General features: G+C 41.7%; 17 protein-coding genes. 7 read left to right on the forward strand and 10 right to left on the reverse strand.

Annotated elements, in window-relative coordinates; translation table 11 throughout:
• The first annotated feature begins 34 nt into the window (after positions 1–34).
• Positions 35–1,444, forward strand: a complete 1,410-nt coding sequence (locus WH214_RS10580) for an FAD-binding oxidoreductase (protein ID WP_339993324.1) — start codon at positions 35–37, stop codon at positions 1,442–1,444.
• A gap of 140 nt (positions 1,445–1,584) precedes the next feature.
• Complete coding sequence (locus WH214_RS10585) at positions 1,585–1,956, forward strand: hypothetical protein (RefSeq protein WP_004978014.1); 372 nt, start codon at positions 1,585–1,587, stop codon at positions 1,954–1,956.
• A gap of 97 nt (positions 1,957–2,053) precedes the next feature.
• On the opposite strand, the gene WH214_RS10590 is transcribed toward WH214_RS10585, so the two are convergent.
• Positions 2,054–2,302, reverse strand: a complete 249-nt coding sequence (locus WH214_RS10590) for a LuxR C-terminal-related transcriptional regulator (protein ID WP_339422095.1) — start codon at positions 2,300–2,302, stop codon at positions 2,054–2,056.
• Complete coding sequence (locus tag WH214_RS10595; RefSeq protein WP_339422096.1) at positions 2,302–2,622, reverse strand: PAS domain S-box protein; 321 nt, start codon at positions 2,620–2,622, stop codon at positions 2,302–2,304. Before WH214_RS10595 ends, WH214_RS10590 begins: the two co-directional genes overlap by 1 nt.
• A gap of 435 nt (positions 2,623–3,057) precedes the next feature.
• Here WH214_RS10595 and WH214_RS10600 point away from each other — a divergent pair, with 435 nt between their 5' ends.
• Together WH214_RS10600 and craA are read left to right on the forward strand one after the other, a co-directional pair.
• Positions 3,058–4,395 carry an MFS transporter gene (locus WH214_RS10600; RefSeq protein WP_339422097.1) on the forward strand — a complete coding sequence of 446 codons (1,338 nt, stop codon included), beginning with the start codon at positions 3,058–3,060 and terminating at the stop codon, positions 4,393–4,395.
• A gap of 278 nt (positions 4,396–4,673) precedes the next feature.
• Positions 4,674–5,903 (forward strand): chloramphenicol efflux MFS transporter CraA, encoded by a 1,230-nt coding sequence (gene craA / locus WH214_RS10605; protein WP_151836793.1) that lies wholly within the window; start codon positions 4,674–4,676, stop codon positions 5,901–5,903.
• A 113-nt stretch (positions 5,904–6,016) separates the two neighbouring features.
• Here the strand turns inward: craA and WH214_RS10610 are convergent, their stop codons facing one another.
• From WH214_RS10610 to WH214_RS10630, 5 genes are all read right to left on the reverse strand, one after another.
• Positions 6,017–6,316: a DUF3817 domain-containing protein gene (locus WH214_RS10610; RefSeq protein ID WP_078389988.1), complete on the reverse strand. Its 300-nt coding sequence runs from the start codon at positions 6,314–6,316 to the stop codon at positions 6,017–6,019.
• A gap of 114 nt (positions 6,317–6,430) precedes the next feature.
• On the reverse strand, positions 6,431–8,581 hold the full coding sequence (gene yccS / locus WH214_RS10615) for a YccS family putative transporter (RefSeq protein WP_339422098.1): 2,151 nt from the start codon (positions 8,579–8,581) through the stop codon (positions 6,431–6,433).
• 215 nt (positions 8,582–8,796) lie between these two features.
• Entirely contained in the window at positions 8,797–9,348 is a 552-nt protein-coding gene (gene sodC, locus WH214_RS10620) for a superoxide dismutase [Cu-Zn] SodC (RefSeq protein ID WP_339422099.1), read from the reverse strand.
• 144 nt (positions 9,349–9,492) lie between these two features.
• Positions 9,493–10,614, reverse strand: coding sequence for an AI-2E family transporter (locus WH214_RS10625; protein WP_168158788.1), 1,122 nt, complete (start codon positions 10,612–10,614; stop codon positions 9,493–9,495).
• 137 nt (positions 10,615–10,751) lie between these two features.
• A complete protein-coding gene (locus tag WH214_RS10630; RefSeq protein ID WP_339993330.1) occupies positions 10,752–11,396 on the reverse strand; it encodes a ParA family protein in 645 nt (214 codons plus the stop codon).
• 123 nt (positions 11,397–11,519) lie between these two features.
• Between WH214_RS10630 and WH214_RS10635 the strand changes: the two genes are divergently transcribed.
• Complete coding sequence (locus WH214_RS10635; RefSeq protein ID WP_131230694.1) at positions 11,520–11,993, forward strand: Holliday junction resolvase-like protein; 474 nt, start codon at positions 11,520–11,522, stop codon at positions 11,991–11,993.
• A 62-nt stretch (positions 11,994–12,055) separates the two neighbouring features.
• Here WH214_RS10635 and WH214_RS10640 read toward each other — a convergent pair whose 3' ends face one another.
• Positions 12,056–12,700 carry a class I SAM-dependent methyltransferase gene (locus WH214_RS10640; RefSeq protein ID WP_339422101.1) on the reverse strand — a complete coding sequence of 215 codons (645 nt, stop codon included), beginning with the start codon at positions 12,698–12,700 and terminating at the stop codon, positions 12,056–12,058.
• 175 nt (positions 12,701–12,875) lie between these two features.
• Between WH214_RS10640 and WH214_RS10645 the strand changes: the two genes are divergently transcribed.
• Positions 12,876–13,436 carry a hypothetical protein gene (locus WH214_RS10645; protein ID WP_004691412.1) on the forward strand — a complete coding sequence of 187 codons (561 nt, stop codon included), beginning with the start codon at positions 12,876–12,878 and terminating at the stop codon, positions 13,434–13,436.
• A gap of 218 nt (positions 13,437–13,654) precedes the next feature.
• On the opposite strand, the gene WH214_RS10650 is transcribed toward WH214_RS10645, so the two are convergent.
• Positions 13,655–13,987, reverse strand: coding sequence for a HopJ type III effector protein (locus WH214_RS10650; RefSeq protein WP_004691410.1), 333 nt, complete (start codon positions 13,985–13,987; stop codon positions 13,655–13,657).
• A 387-nt stretch (positions 13,988–14,374) separates the two neighbouring features.
• On the opposite strand from WH214_RS10650, the gene crcB reads away from it, so the two are divergent.
• Positions 14,375–14,752, forward strand: coding sequence for a fluoride efflux transporter CrcB (gene crcB / locus WH214_RS10655; protein ID WP_004977981.1), 378 nt, complete (start codon positions 14,375–14,377; stop codon positions 14,750–14,752).
• A 123-nt stretch (positions 14,753–14,875) separates the two neighbouring features.
• Here crcB and WH214_RS10660 read toward each other — a convergent pair whose 3' ends face one another.
• A complete protein-coding gene (locus WH214_RS10660) occupies positions 14,876–15,130 on the reverse strand; it encodes a type B 50S ribosomal protein L31 (protein WP_004691406.1) in 255 nt (84 codons plus the stop codon).
• Between the last annotated feature and the right edge of the window lie 114 nt (positions 15,131–15,244).

Below are 15,244 nucleotides of genomic sequence, written 5' to 3' on the forward strand. Positions count from 1 at the left end.
ACAACTTGTTTACTTCTTGCAAGGTCTGAAAACGATGAATGCTCCAGTCGCTTTAACCCCAGAGTTATTGACCCAATTGACAGCAATTGTAGGTGAAAACCGCATTAAAACCGATGCGGATAGCCTTGAAAATTGGGGACGCGATCATACCAAACATTTTGATCCAAACCCGTCAGTCATCGTTTTCCCATCGAGCACGGAACAAGTGCAAGCGATTGTGAAACTTGCAAATGAGTTTAATTTTGCGATTACACCATCGGGTGGTCGTACTGGCTTATCTGCCGGTGCAGTCGCTGCCAACGGTGAAATTGTGGTGAGCATGGACAAGATGAACCAAATCTTGGAATTCTTCCCAGCAGACCGTATGGTTCGAGTCCAAGCAGGCGTGGTGACTGAACAGTTGCAAAACTATGCTGAAGAGCAAGGCATGTATTACCCCGTCGATTTTGCTTCTGCGGGTTCGAGTCAAATTGGTGGAAACATTGGCACCAATGCAGGCGGTATTAAAGTCATTAAATACGGCATGACGCGTAACTGGGTACTCGGTTTAACTGTAGTCACGGGTAAGGGTGATGTGCTGCGTTTGAACAAAGGCATGATCAAAACCGCGACGGGTTATGCACTACAACATTTATTCATTGGTGGTGAAGGGACACTGGGCTTGGTGACTGAAGCTGAAATCAAGCTGGAACGCCAACCGCAAGACCTTCAAGTAATGGTGTTGGGCGTGCCTGACTTTGATGCTGTGATGCCTGTACTGCATGCTTTCCAAGCAAAAATTGACCTGACTGCATTTGAGTTCTTTGGTGAACTGGCAATGCAAAAAGTGTTGGCACATGGTCATGTACAACGTCCATTTGAAACCGAATGTCCATTCTATGTGTTGTTAGAATTTGAAGCGCCATTTGAGCCAATTATGGACAAGGCGATGGAAATTTTTGAGCATTGCATGGAACAAGGCTGGGTACTGGATGGCGTGTTGAGCCAAAGCCTCGATCAAGTGGAAAGCTTATGGCGTTTACGTGAAGACATTTCTGAGTCGATTGCTCCATTTACACCATACAAAAACGACATTTCAGTGTTGATTACCCACGTTCCTGCATTTATTAAACAAATTGATGCGATTGTGGCAAGTAACTATCCAGACTTTGAAATCTGTTGGTTCGGCCATATTGGTGACGGTAATTTACACTTAAATATTTTAAAACCGGCTGATTTAAGCAAGGATGAGTTCTTTGCCAAATGTCAGGTGGTTAATAAATATGTCTTCGAAACTGTGAAAAAATACGACGGTTCAATTTCTGCGGAGCACGGTGTTGGTATGACCAAAAAACCATACCTTGACTACACGCGTTCAGCAGAAGAAATTGAATATATGAAGGCATTGAAGCAAGTTTTCGATCCAAACGGAATTATGAACCCAGGTAAATTATTCGACCTTTAAGTTCGAATTGAATTTTAAAAGCGCATCCATGGTGATGCGCTTTTTTATGACTGAAGGAACTGAATTACATTTACTAAATAGTGTAATAGGCCTAAAAAAGGCATGATGGACTGATAAATAATGAATTTTGGGTGGGATTTATGTTGCGTCTTATTTTAGCTTCAGCCGTATGTGTGGGATTATTGTCTGGTTGTGCGACGACCAAAGAGTTAGTGAATAAAGTCGGCTCGTCAGATACGCCGTTGGCTCAGGTACTTAAAGAGCGTCCAGATTTGCGTAATGAGTTGGCTACGGTTGAAATCCGTCAGTACTTTAATACGGTTGAGTCACCGACTGCGGCAGAAGTTAAAGTGACTGAAACAGGGTTGTTAGATGATTCGGTGAAGTCGGTGCGTACCGTGTATAACTTTAAGTTGGTCGATGGCGACTGGGAAAAAACTGCGACGAAAACCTCTTACCAATGTGCGCGCGGTAAAAATACCAAGAACTTCCAAACAGCGAAGTGTTCTTGATTGAAATAGATCCTTGTTTTGTTGGTAATAAAAAGGCGTATTGGGTTTACGCCTTTTTATCATGGTCATGTTGAATCATTCGAACAAAGATGACGTCTTAAAAATGCGTCAGTCGATTCTGAATAATAATTTTAGAGCTGAGCTCACTTTTAGAATGAGCACCTAGCTTCTTCATTAAATTGGCTTTATGAACCTCGACTGTACGATGTGACAAGCAAAGTTTTCGTGCAATTTCTTTACAGGTTAGTCCATTTACAATGAGTTGCGTAATCTCAGACTCGCGTTTGGTTAACTTCTGTTTACTGGTCAGCGGATGCTGTTCTTTACGTTCAAAATGCCACACCATCAATTGAAAAGGATCTTCAGGGGGAGTGTACGTCCATGGGTATGTGTCCAGAAAATCTCTCCACTTTTATGCTGCATAAAGCGTTGATCCGAATAATGCAGGCTATTTTTTTGCAATAGGCTTTGCAAAGCATCATTTCCGACTTTTTCATAGTCTTCAATACTGGGGAAAATTTTAATAATGGAGTGATGAAGAAGCTCTTCACGTTCATAACCAAACATCTGAGCAAAGGCATGATTCATTTCGACCATATGCCGATTACTGAGCACCACGATAGGTGCGGGGCTAAAATCAAAAGCCAATTTATTATAGTGAATCATAATAAGTATCCATACTTAGTATATGAAGCAATATAGTAAATTGTGCTGAATTAGCAATTGTAAAAAATGACCTTTTTATCCTTTCTATTGTTTTCAATGATGCATTTTTGATCCAGATATTGGGGTAGCTAAGTGCATCCTCAGCGCTTAAAAATCAAGAATCTATTTTTAAGCTATTGTAACTTAAATAAAAAATACTTTATGAAAACTACTTAAGTAATTAAGTAGATTGACTCTATTTCAAGATTAATCCACATTAATAAATTAGTGAATTTTAGTTCACTTTTATAATATTTTTCTTAAAGTTATGAGTCGTCATAGCTTTAAAGCTCATGAAATCATAACCAATATCGTTATAGTCACGTGGTTTAAAAATCAGGACAGATTTTAAACGTGACAGAAAGCAGACAATACTAAGAATTGCAAGAGGTGGGTATGGAGCAGATACAAGGATCGGGTCTTCCACATAAAAAGTCTTCTCACCGTTTGGCTGGAATCTCCAGCATGGTGGGAACGACCATAGAATGGTACGATTTTTTTATTTATGGTGCCGCTGCGGCGCTGATTTTTAATAAATTGTTTTTCCCCAATTTAGACCCTTTAACTGGGGTATTAGCTGCTTTCGCCACCTATGCGGTGGGATTTATCGGACGACCGCTAGGTGGGATTGTTTTTGGACACTTTGGCGACAAGATTGGTCGTAAAACCATGTTGTTAACCACCTTGATTATGATGGGAGTTCCGACGGTTTTGATCGGGCTGTTACCGACTTATGAAAGTATTGGTTATTGGGCAACCTTCTGTTTGGTCATTCTTCGATTTATTCAAGGTATGGCGATGGGGGGCGAGTGGGGCGGTGCTGTTTTGATGGCAGTTGAGCATGCACCCGAAGGTGGCAAAGGTTTCTGGGGGAGTTTGCCTCAGGCCAGTGCAGGCGGAGGTTTATTACTGGCTTCTCTTGCTTTAGGCGCTGTTTCTTTACTGCCTGAAGCTAGCTTATTTAGTTGGGGATGGCGATTACCATTCCTTGCCAGCATTCTGTTATTAGGAGTAGGTTGGTATATTCGCGTAAAAGTGCCTGAATCACCTGACTTCGAAAAAGTGAAAGAGCAGGCACAGGAAATTAAAGTTCCTGCTATGCAAGTCTTTAAAAATCACCCACGTGAGTTGCTGACGATTATTTTTGCGCGTGCAGCGGAAAATGCTTGGTTTTATATTGCCTCTACATTTGCCTTGGCGTATACCACCACCAAGTTAGGAATTCCGCGTCAGGATATTTTATTTGCAACGATTTGCGGTGCAGGCTTAATTATGGTGATGACACCATTGTGTGGTCACTTATCGGATAAAGTCGGGCAACGAAATATGTTTATGTTTGGTCTCTTGGTCTTGGCATTATATTGCTATCCATTTTTCACCATGTTGGGGACCAAAGACCCAGTATTGGTTTGGACGGCGATTGTGTTAGGTATTGGTGTGGTTTTCCCCATTATGTATGCACCACAAGCCCAGCTATTTGCCCGTCAATTTCCAGCTGAAATTCGTTACAGTGGCATTTCCATTTCTGTGCAATTTGCAGGTGTATTAGGAGGGGGTTTAGCTCCGCTTATTGCAACTAAACTCTTGAGTATTGGCGATGGCAGTCCGCATTTAATCATTAGTTATATTGTGGGGATGGCTGTATTTGCAATCATTTGTTCTTTCTTTATGAAGCCAGATCATCTCACTCGTGAACCGAACACGATAAAAGTCAAAACTGAAATCTCAGCTTAGCTACTGTAAGAAAAATTACAATTTATCAAGTTATAAACTGCTAAAATACACCCACTTAAACTAGTGGGTGTATTTAGTTTGAGTTATAAAAATCTCACAACTGAAATCGTTTGATCTATCTTAGACACCTTGTGAATACGGTGTATTAAGCCGCGAAATCTCAGCGCATTCAAAAAACGTAATTTAATAAATTTTCTCAGTGCTTGCCATTGGGCTTAGTCGTCTCTCCCTCCAACGGACTTCGCTCAGGCTTGTACGCATTTTATATGTAGATAACAATGCAAAACGTACAAACTTTAAAGTTAAGCCGTGCCACATTGATGTTTCCTTTGGCATTGGTTTTATTCGAATTTTCGGTCTATATCGGTAACGATTTAGTCCAGCCTGCCATGCTCGCGATTACTCAAGACTTTGGGGTAAGCAGTGCATGGGCACCATCGTCTATGTCCTTTTATTTACTGGGCGGTGCCTGTGTCGCGTGGCTACTTGGGCCACTCTCAGACCGGTTAGGCCGTAAAAAAGTGTTGCTCGCAGGTGTGGCATTTTTTGTGCTGACTTGCCTCGCGATTTTACTCACTCAAAATATTGAGTCCTTTTTGGCGCTCCGCTTTTTACAAGGCGTGGGGTTATCGATGATTTCTGCTGTGGGTTATGCCGCAGTACAGGAAAGTTTTGAAGAGCGTGATGCCATTAAAGTCATGGCACTCATGGCCAATATTTCTTTGCTGGCACCGCTGCTTGGTCCAGTAGTGGGCGCGTTTATGATTGACCATGTGTCATGGCATTGGGGCTTTATTGGCATCGCCTTTTTGGCTTTTTTAAGTTGGTTTGGTTTAAAAGCCAAAATGCCTGCAACACAACAGCGTCATTCTAAAAAGCCGCTGCGCTATATTTGGGATGACTATAAAACGGTCTATAAAAATAAGACCTTTTTGGCGCTCACATTTGGCCTACCGATGGTCGCGATGCCTTTGATGCTGTGGATTGCGCTGTCGCCTGTGATTTTGGTGGAAGAACTTGGCTTGAGCAGTATGCAATACGGCTTGGCACAGTTCCCCGTCTTGGGCGGTCTCATTCTGGGCAACATTGTATTGATTAAAGTCATCGATAAAATGGCACTGGGTAAAACTGTGTTACTCGGCTTGCCTTTGATGTTCGTTGGTACGCTCTTGGTGGTACTCGGCACTATTTTCCAAAGCTATTTCTTGCCGTTACTGATTGTGGGGATGACTTTGGTGAGCTTCGGCGAAGGTATCAGTTTTTCTGTGTTATATCGCTTTGCTTTGATGTCATCGGAAGTGTCCAAAGGGACGGTTGCCGCAGCAGTTTCCGTATTGATGATGTTTACATTCTTCTTCGTGATTGAACTGGTTCGCATGGCTTATGTGGCATTTGGTCTTTGGGCTTATAGTTTAGTCTGTCTCATTTTGATTGCATTATGGTTTAGCTTTCCACGTGCAACCGTGAAAAAAGTGATGCAAAAACGACTTGAGAGTGGTGTTTACTAAAATTTTATTCGCTGAATTCAGCGAGGTTCACATCAAAAAAAGCGCGCATTCATTTGAATGGGCGCTTTTTATTACTGCTCTAAAAAATCCTTTTTAAAGCCAGTTTTTTTAACTCAGGCTTCAGCTTGCTTAGGTTCTAATTTTTTAATTTTGGCATCAAACACAAAAGGCCCAAAAGGTAAGATTGAAGCGATCAAACCTAAAATAAACATCTTCAAAGACCATTTTTGCTTTTCACATACCACAAACAGCACAATTAAAAACAAGATAAACAATACGCCATGACCCATACCCACGTATTTGACTAGGATCGGGTTATCAAAGATGTATTTCATTGGCATCGCAACGAATAACAACAGTAAAAAAGAAATCCCTTCTAAAAATCCTACAACACGTAATGTCTGAATGTTCATGGTCAAAAAATCTATGAGAATGAAGCTCGAGTGTACGCAAGAACCAGATAAAAATGAACCACAATACACCCGTACATCATGAACCTTTTAAAGATCGTCGTTGTGTCATCCGTTTTATTTAATGTCTCGGGCGAGCAGTTCAGTTTTTAACTTCAGCAATTCGGGCAGAGTTTCCAGTAGTAGACTGATTTGTTTGAGTACCAAGTGTAAATTCTGATTCATGGTTTCTTGAGCATTTAAGCATTTAATCTCTGCCAGTTTTTGCTGGATGTCGAGTTCAGCTAATGCCTGCTGATGGAGCAGTACATGATTCAGCGTATTTTGACACCACAGCATGAGTTCCAGCACTTGCGTATCCTGCACCAATTCTCGGTGACTTCCCAAAGCAGAAATATAACTGAGTTGACTGTGGCTATATACCAAGTAGCGAAAAGCATGATGTACCAGTTCTGGGTTTGGATTGGGTTCAGTACTAAGACTGGAGATCATGTTCGCCAGTTCAGTTTGGGCATTATGCGCAGTACGTCGCGCACTGCGGTAAGCGAGACTATTATTTTTGCCGTGTTGATATTGTTCACAAATGGCATTGAAATAGTTGAGGGTTGCATCGGATGCTTTTTTTATGGTGTTGGAAATATTGCGGAAGTCCCAATCGGGCCAAATAAAACTCACTGCGAACCAAGCAATGGCACAGCCAATGAGGGTGTCTATAATTCGTGGTAAAATAATGGCATAGCCTGCACCTTTTAAATTAAAAATCAGCAGCACCATGAGTGTTGCCATCAGGGTCGCCATGGCATATTTCTTGGAACTGAGATAGAAAAAGCACACGCCAAAAATAATGGTTAGTAGCAGTTGTCCTTCAATACTTGGGACGAAATATAGCAGCGGAATCCCTAAAACAACGCCCAAAATAGTGCCTAAGGTTCGCATTTTTAAGCGGCTTTTGGTGGCGAAATAACGCATTTGGCAAACAAATAAACTGGTGAGCAAAATCCAATAGCCATGTTGCGCAAAGGGCAGAAGCGAGATGCCATAACCGACAGCAAAGACAAAGGCGATACGCACCGCATGGCGAAACAGTGCGGATTGGGGAGTGAGATGTTGGCTGAGTTTGAGCCACAGATCATGCCAATCATGAATATCATCATCATATAAGTTGAGGTTATCAATATGCTGTTGATAACGCTGTTCTTGGCGCGATTGTAGTTCGTTGAGGTGCTGAAAACGTTCATGCACACTGTCCAAATTATTTAAAATCAGTTGTAGATTTTTGACTTCAATATTGTGTGGATGATCTCGAATCCAGTCTTGCATGGAACTGTGTAAATTCAGCAACGCCTGAGTGGTCGTTGGATCTGATACATAGGTTTGATTGTTCAAAATACACCGTGCCAAAGCCTGACAGGCAAGGGCTTGCAGTCGAATATTTTTTTGAATACGAAAAATGAGATCAGTTCGGCTAAAGTTTTGATGTAACTGCTCATAGTGCAAATAATTAGAGCTGGCTTGTTCATGAATGTCTTGAACGAGAAAATAGAGGTTGAGCCAATAAATTGTATTTTGGTTGGCGCGAGATGCTTTTAGTCGCGTCAGTAGTGAGCTTTTGGTGTGGTTAAAACTTTGCACCACAGTACTGTTTTGTAAGGATAAATCGTAGAGCAGCGCTTCTACATTGTCTCGATTGTCTGGGTCGAATAGATGTGCTTTCGCGTTGAGCAAATCGGCAACTTGATTAAAACAGCGGGCTAAGTTGTCCTGAACGGCCAAGGTGGGTTTAAGAATATAAAACACAATGGCGGTACAGCCATACCACAATGCTCCCAAGACAAAACAACTGGGTTGAAAGTACCAAACCGAATATTCACCTAGGCCAAACATGCTGTATAGGGAAAGTAGAATGGTGCCAAAGCTCATCGCTGCATAGCGTTGCCCCAGTGCCCCCAGTAAAATAAAACAAGCACTAGACAGTGATAAATATAAGATGAAAAAGAATTTATAAGGATGCAAAAAATCTAAGATGCTACTGACGCTAAAGAACAAGACACAGACATAGGCAAGGTTTCTGAGACGAATACTGAGCCTATCGTCGAAGTCGGTCAGGGCTGTTGCAATTGCACCTAATGTGGTCGGAACGATGAGCTGTTGCAGTCCTAAGAAATATAAACCTAAGGTTGTACCACTCAGCACAATCAAAATTTGCAAGCAATACATAAAAATTGCATTGGACTGAAAGGACTGAAACCACTGACGAAAATTGTTCACGATGTAATAGTCTAGGCTTAGTTTTATTTTGGTTTTAGCCTGAACTTTTTTCAGGGCACTGTCAATTTAATGCGGTGCTCCATTGCATGAAAAATTCACCTATGACAATAAAAAATGCAGCAGAGCATGGCTCCGCTGCATTGTGTATAAGTTGAAACTTATCCACAGATACGAGGTCAGAACACTGTTTTATTCACAGTGCAAAGGCGATAGCCTTATTTAATTAAGCCACAGGCGATACGGTCACCGCCACCGCCAAGTGGTTTAGGGGTGTCTGAATAATTATCACCACCTGCATGTACCATCACCGCTAAGCCCTCAACGTCAGCTAAACTTAAGCGAGGAGCGAGTAAATTGACTTTTGCATTACCTGCCGAATCGACATTCAAGATTGGTAAATCACCCATATGGCCATTGAGTGGTGTGCCATGGTTTGGTGCTTTTTCTGGGTTAAAGTGTCCCCCAGCGGCTAAAGCAGCCACAGGTTTTCCTTCTTTTTCAGCTACATCACACGAACCTTTTTCATGGATATGAAAACCGTGTGGACCGGGTGGAAGTTGAGTTAAATTGGTTTGAATCGCTAAACCAACAGGGCTATCAATAAAACGAATGGTGCCAATTTTTTGTCCCACACCTGCAGTTGAAACGGTGTGTACATCGACGTCTTTGATCATCGTATTGGTTTCAGTGGGTGTAGTGGTACATGCTACAGTCCCTAAACCGATTAAAGTCACAAGTGCGCTTAATTTGAAAGCAGAAGACAACATGTTGGATCCTTTTTTCCTTAAAATTCAGAACCATTCAAACAAAGGCAGGGCTTCGGTTCAATGTTGTCCGTAGAGTGTTTTTGTATCTGATATAAAAAACGCATACTTTCGAGGAAAGCATGCGTTCAAGTCATTTCACTGAACTTATTTTTTGGGCGTATCTAAAGGCTCTTCGGGTGGATCGTAAGCCAATGTCGCTTTCGGCATCATTAGGGGTTCATTGACTTGTTCATGTAGCCATTCGCGCCAAATGGCTAACAGTACTGCTAGAATCACGGGGCCGACAAATAAGCCGACCATACCAAAGCTGGCTAAACCACCCAATACACCAAACATGATCAGTAAGAACGGAATTTGCGTTGCACCTGAGATCACCAATGGGCGAATCACATTGTCTGCTGTGCTGACCACACAAACCCCCCACACCATCACTCCAATCGCTTCAATAGTCTGCCCTTGAGAGAATAACCATAAAGACACGGCACTATATGCCACAGGAGGGCCAAAAGGAATGAGTGCAAAGATAAAGGTCACAATGGTCAGTACCATTGGGTTTGGGACACCAGCAACAAAATAGCTCAGGCCTGCCAAGAGTGCTTGCGCAATTGCAGTCAGGCCAACTCCATAGACCACAGCACGCGTTGTTTCTGAAATGGTGTCTAAATAGTGGTGGATACGTGGGCCAATCACCATTTCCAGCGCTTTACTGACCTGATTTAAAATGGTTTGTCCGTCACGATAGAAGAAGAATAACGACATCACTGCAAAGCAAAGTTTAAAAATATTTTTACTGATTTCACTTAGCACCAAACGGCCATAATTTAAGTGGCTTTGAAACCAGCCCGAAACATTTTGCACAATACTGTTCGGATCGGTATTGATTTCTTTTAAAGTACGAGTGACTTCTTTACCAATAATCGGCAAATCCCGAATAAATTGCGGAACATCTAAATGACCTGAGAACACTTGTCTTTGTAGTTCATAAAATAGATTACGACCTTCATGTTGCAGCATAAAGATAGCAAAGGTCAGCGGGATACCGACAACTAATACCACCATACTGATCATGATGGTGGCGCTTAAGGTTGGACGTGGTCCACATAGTTTCTGTACTGAGTGATATAAAGGCCATGTGATGTAGGCAATAATCGCAGCCCAAAGCACAGGTACAATAAAGTATTTCAGGACTTGAAAGCTCAAATAGAACAGAATAAAAATCAGTCCAAATAACAATACTTTTTGTAAGGCTGGTGCGTATCGTTGCACGGTATTCACTGCTATATCTCTAAGGTCAAAGTCATATTAACTGAAAAAAATGCGCACGAGAACGTACCCTTGGTAAGTTCTCGTGAATAACCGACTATAAATAGGGAATAGTCCCGTTTTATCTATAGCAAAATATTTTAGAACCAAGCACTTGGGTCATCGACAATGGCATTGAGCAGCGGTTGCCATTGACTTTGAATGGAGAGGTAATTCTTTTGTGTTTTATCAAATACGCTTAAACCTTGCATTGCCAATTGGCCATATGCAGTACGTTCTGAAATCCACGCTATAGGCTGTTGTTCAATTTTTGCAAAAAAATCTTGGATGTCTTTGGCACTGGCGCTGTTGGCTTTGACCCGATTGGCCAAAAGAAAAATTTGCACTTTGCCTTTACGAATGCGTTTAATGTCTTGTAAATGCTTTAAAAAACGACGGGTACTGTCAATATCAAAAAACGAGGGTTGCAGTGGGGTCACAATCGCATGCGCTTCACTGACCAGCTGTTCGGCATGCTCACCAGACAGCGCACCCGGCGCATCGATAATTAAATATTCAATGTTTTTAGGCACTTCACCTATCGATTTCTCATGGCGCCAATCTAAACTTTGAATATGCGCCACTTGCTCTGGACGCTGTTTTAACCACTGACGAGCAGATTTTTGATTATCCGCATCGGCCAAAGCTACTTTATAACCTTTTTGTGCGAGTGCCGAAGCTAAATTGATTGCGGTTATCGTTTTGCCACAGCCACCTTTTTGGTTGGCGATTAATATCGTTTTCATGACCTTAAATGATTTTATTCTGCTCACCCCTAGCATATCATTCTTTTGTGTGTCGCATATGACACCAAACCAAAGTTGTAAGTTTAAATCTTGCTACCTGTAGCACAAAATTAGGAAAGAACCATGTCCATATGGATGGCAATGTTGATCGGTGCAGCAATTGGTGTGGTCTTGACCACCCTTATTTTAAGTCACAGCCGAAATGGACGCATCAAAGCAGAATATGAGCGCTACATTGCCGAATTAGAATTAGAGCATCAGCAGGCTTTAACCCATGCACAAAAGCGCAGTGTCAATACCAGTCGTGCGGTGCTTAAAGGCAAAATGGCGGAGCAACTGGCCCCGATCATGCCGCAATTTGAATACTTACCTAGCGATGCCAAATTTTTGGGCGATCCTGTCGACTATGTGGTATTTGATGGCTATACCGACCTGCGTGATGGTGAAGGGCGACCAGAGGATATTGAAATTGTTCTCATTGATATTAAAAGCGGTGGGGCGAGGTTAACCAAAGGACAAGTTGCTATTGCGCAAGCGATTCAAGCTGGGAGGGTTCGTTTTGAAACGGTCCGCATTGACTTTGATACGATTGAATAAGCTTGGCGATGTTCACCCATGAAAGTATCTTGCTTGATATAGAGCAGGTGCTTTCTTCATGACTATGATAGCCCGTCACTTGAGTATGGCTTTTGAGCGCGTGCAAAAAACATCAGTTGTCCGAGTTTCGGAATACCTTCGGCATAAAAGTAGTGCTGTTCTATCATATTAAATCCTGTTGCTTTTAAGGCCTGTTCAATATTTCGATTGAGATGGCAGCCATCGGCTAAACGCTTTTGCACAGGCGTGAGTAAGTGTTGTAGGCGCTGAATATAAAGGTTATTTGTATTTAATACGTGCTCCACCACATGTAAGGTGCCACCCGGTTTGAGCACCCGTAATATTTCCGCCAAAGCCTGTTCTAGCTCAGCAATACTACACAGTGTCCATGTACTGACTACATGCTCAAGGCTATGGTCAGCAAAAGGCAGCTTTTCCGCACGGGCTTGTACATGATGCACTTCAAATGCTGCTGCTTGTATCCGCTCTAAAGCCAAATGATAAATTTCAGGACTGGGTTCAAGGGCAAAGACAGTATCGACATTTTGATAAAAGGGCAGATTCAGCCCTGTACCAAAACCAATTTCCAATACCTCTCCCTGAATTGGCAAAAGCAGTTCGTGGCGTTTGTCCATTAAGCTTGGTACTTGCATGACCTGATTCAGGACATGTGGAAAGATGTGTTGTTGATAGTATTTATAAAGCATGATTGTTTTTTGGGGCTCTGTTCTTCAGCTCTAGCCGAACTGAAAAGTGCTGTGGCTAAAAGTAGACTGCATAATTCATTCATAATGTTACTAAGTTCATAAGCTTCTTTTCAGGAAACTGGACTAAGATGAAATTGTTTCGTATTTTCCTAGGTTGATGGGAATGAGGTTTGCAATGAAATCTAAATTTATCCTGCTCGGTTTACTCAGCAGTTTGCTGTTGCCCATCAGTGCAAGTGCCACTGTGGATTACAACATTGCCAAAGGTTTAGCACCGACCTCTAAAGATCAATCGATTTCGGTATTGAAACCGTTTAAAGGTGATTTTCGAATTTTAGGTTCTAAAATGTATTCGGATGATGCACAAGCTAAATTCTCTCCGATTGACTACGCCGTGAGTTGGGGCTTGTTTGCTGAACCTGAAATTGCACGCCATATTACCGTGAATCAATACGACCGTTATCTCAACTGGAAAATTGATCGTTTGCCTGTGCCTGCCGAGCAAGCCATGCAAATGGTGTCAAATATGCACATCATTCCAGCCAACCCTGAAATTGCTAAACAAATTAAACACGTGAAACGTGGTGATTTGGTTCGTTTAAAAGGTGAGTTGGTTGAAATTAAAGACAAAGATATGGTCTGGACCTCATCCTTAACCCCGACCGATACGGGCGATGGAGCATGTGAAGTATTTCGGGTCAGCTCAATCCAATGGATCGAACGGGTAAAGGGGTAATGTGGAAGTAGCGCTGAGTTATTTCATCGTGCTGTTTTAATGTTTTCTAGGCGATTAATAGCCATATGAAGTCTTGCTCCACGTGAAACCTACTTGTCAAATCTGTGGATTCTTATAGGTGTATCAATGTTAATAGTGTTTATAAATATCTGATAATAAAATTAATATTGTATTTGTTTAAAACCACGTTCAAGTAACTTGAACGTGGTTTTTTATCTTTATTTTGCAGTTAATGCCGTACCATCAAATTCAATACCATCCCATCCATTCAACATAAATTGACGAATATTTTGATGATCTGTTGCATCAGGTGTGGCTAAAACAGAAGCATAGTGTTCTGCAAATAGGCTTAAAGTTTGCGTTTGATCGAGGCCTTGAAGCTGTGCAAACGAAAACACTTTTGCACTGCCTTGGTTTTCAGTTGCTGCATTGTGCTGTAAACCATTTTTAAATGCAGTTGGTGTATGTGTATAGGCTGCTTCAATGAATGCCAATACATCTGAAAATTTTGCTTCGCCCGCTGCAAGCTGAGCCAATAATACCTGTGCCATGCGTCTATTTCCGACTAAATTTATGTCCACATCATACCCAAAAATTGCATGTTTGGGAGTTTTTGCCTGAGAGAAAACCTTCTGTTTTGCATGAAGAACGGGTGCTAGTGATTTTGGGAATCTATGTTGTATTGGTCATAGAGCACACTAGGGTGAAGTAAAGATATTCGGCGATGCAGGGTTCAATATCCCATGTAAAGCATGTGCGAGTTCGAATGCTAATGTTCACTTTTGAGAGTGAGACAATAAGATATGTAAGGATCAACAACCGATGTTGAAAAACCTTGAAGTGCGAGGATTGATTCAGGTTTAATAGCATTATAGTTGATGAGCTGTGGATAACTTCGGACTTATCCATACGCATTTTGTAAAGAATAGGATAGGTCAATGAATTGGATCTTGGTGGCAATGGGGGGCGGAATAGGGGCCTGTTTACGCTACGGTGCAGGATTATGGTTGTTTAAACCCAGTATGAGTTTTCCATGGCCGACATGGTGGATCAACATCATCGGTTGTTTTGCTGCGGGTGTTTTTTTTGCATTTAGCCAGAAGTTTCCAGTACTGCAACAAGAAGCACGTTTATTTTTGATGGTAGGTATATTGGGCGGTTTCACGACATTTTCGAGTTTTGGTCTCGAAACTTTTCAGCTTTTTAGACAGGGACAAACTGTATTGGCTTTGAGTTATGCACTGTCTAGTTTAGTGGTGGGCGTCATCGTGCTTGGGATCGGATTTTATCTGTTAGATAGTGTGCTTAAACATTAAGAAAAAAAAGATGGTCAAAATAGGAACCAGAAAAGAACGCATAAAAAAGAAGCCTAAGCTGGAGGAGGTCTTAGGCTTCTTGATATCTTTACTATAACGCGTATAGCTTAAAGAAAAATGAAATTATTGTGAGCGTTTGAAACGCGCGAAACGTTTATTGAAGCTTGCAACACGACCTTCATTACTGGTTTGACGTTGTTCACCGGTATAAAACGGATGTGATGCACTTGAGATATCTAAACTGACGTAAGGATAAGTCTTGCCTTCATACTCACGAGTTTGATGACTTTGTAAGGTACTGCCGATCACGAAAAACGCGTCGGCATTGGTGTCGTGGAACAGGACTTCACGATACTCTGGATGAATATTGGCACGCATAGACTTCTCCTTAAATGTATTATTTTGGAATGTTATAATATAACAATTGATGAGTCAAAATAAACCCCGTGATTTTATGTAACGGGGTTTATTGAGTTGTAGCGATTTTATCGT

It is taken from the genome of Acinetobacter sp. MYb191, from assembly GCF_037572605.1.
Taxonomy (GTDB): Bacteria; Pseudomonadota; Gammaproteobacteria; order Pseudomonadales; family Moraxellaceae; genus Acinetobacter; species Acinetobacter johnsonii.

Bases quoted from the DNA above. Each gene is read 5' to 3' on its own strand.
- WH214_RS10600 (WP_339422097.1), top strand. From the start codon at position 3,058: ATGGAGCAGATACAAGGATCGGGTCTTCCACATAAAAAGTCTTCTCAC.
- WH214_RS10580 (WP_339993324.1), top strand. From the start codon at position 35: ATGAATGCTCCAGTCGCTTTAACCCCAGAGTTATTGACCCAATTGACA.
- WH214_RS10585 (WP_004978014.1), top strand. From the start codon at position 1,585: ATGTTGCGTCTTATTTTAGCTTCAGCCGTATGTGTGGGATTATTGTCT.
- crcB (WP_004977981.1), top strand. From the start codon at position 14,375: ATGAATTGGATCTTGGTGGCAATGGGGGGCGGAATAGGGGCCTGTTTA.
- craA (WP_151836793.1), top strand. From the start codon at position 4,674: ATGCAAAACGTACAAACTTTAAAGTTAAGCCGTGCCACATTGATGTTT.
- WH214_RS10650 (WP_004691410.1), bottom strand. From the start codon at position 13,987: ATGGCACAGGTATTATTGGCTCAGCTTGCAGCGGGCGAAGCAAAATTT.
- WH214_RS10590 (WP_339422095.1), bottom strand. From the start codon at position 2,302: ATGGTGTGGCATTTTGAACGTAAAGAACAGCATCCGCTGACCAGTAAA.
- WH214_RS10640 (WP_339422101.1), bottom strand. From the start codon at position 12,700: ATGCTTTATAAATACTATCAACAACACATCTTTCCACATGTCCTGAAT.
- WH214_RS10630 (WP_339993330.1), bottom strand. From the start codon at position 11,396: ATGAAAACGATATTAATCGCCAACCAAAAAGGTGGCTGTGGCAAAACG.
- WH214_RS10635 (WP_131230694.1), top strand. From the start codon at position 11,520: ATGTCCATATGGATGGCAATGTTGATCGGTGCAGCAATTGGTGTGGTC.
- sodC (WP_339422099.1), bottom strand. From the start codon at position 9,348: ATGTTGTCTTCTGCTTTCAAATTAAGCGCACTTGTGACTTTAATCGGT.
- WH214_RS10610 (WP_078389988.1), bottom strand. From the start codon at position 6,316: ATGAACATTCAGACATTACGTGTTGTAGGATTTTTAGAAGGGATTTCT.
- WH214_RS10660 (WP_004691406.1), bottom strand. From the start codon at position 15,130: ATGCGTGCCAATATTCATCCAGAGTATCGTGAAGTCCTGTTCCACGAC.
- WH214_RS10645 (WP_004691412.1), top strand. From the start codon at position 12,876: ATGAAATCTAAATTTATCCTGCTCGGTTTACTCAGCAGTTTGCTGTTG.
- WH214_RS10595 (WP_339422096.1), bottom strand. From the start codon at position 2,622: ATGATTCACTATAATAAATTGGCTTTTGATTTTAGCCCCGCACCTATC.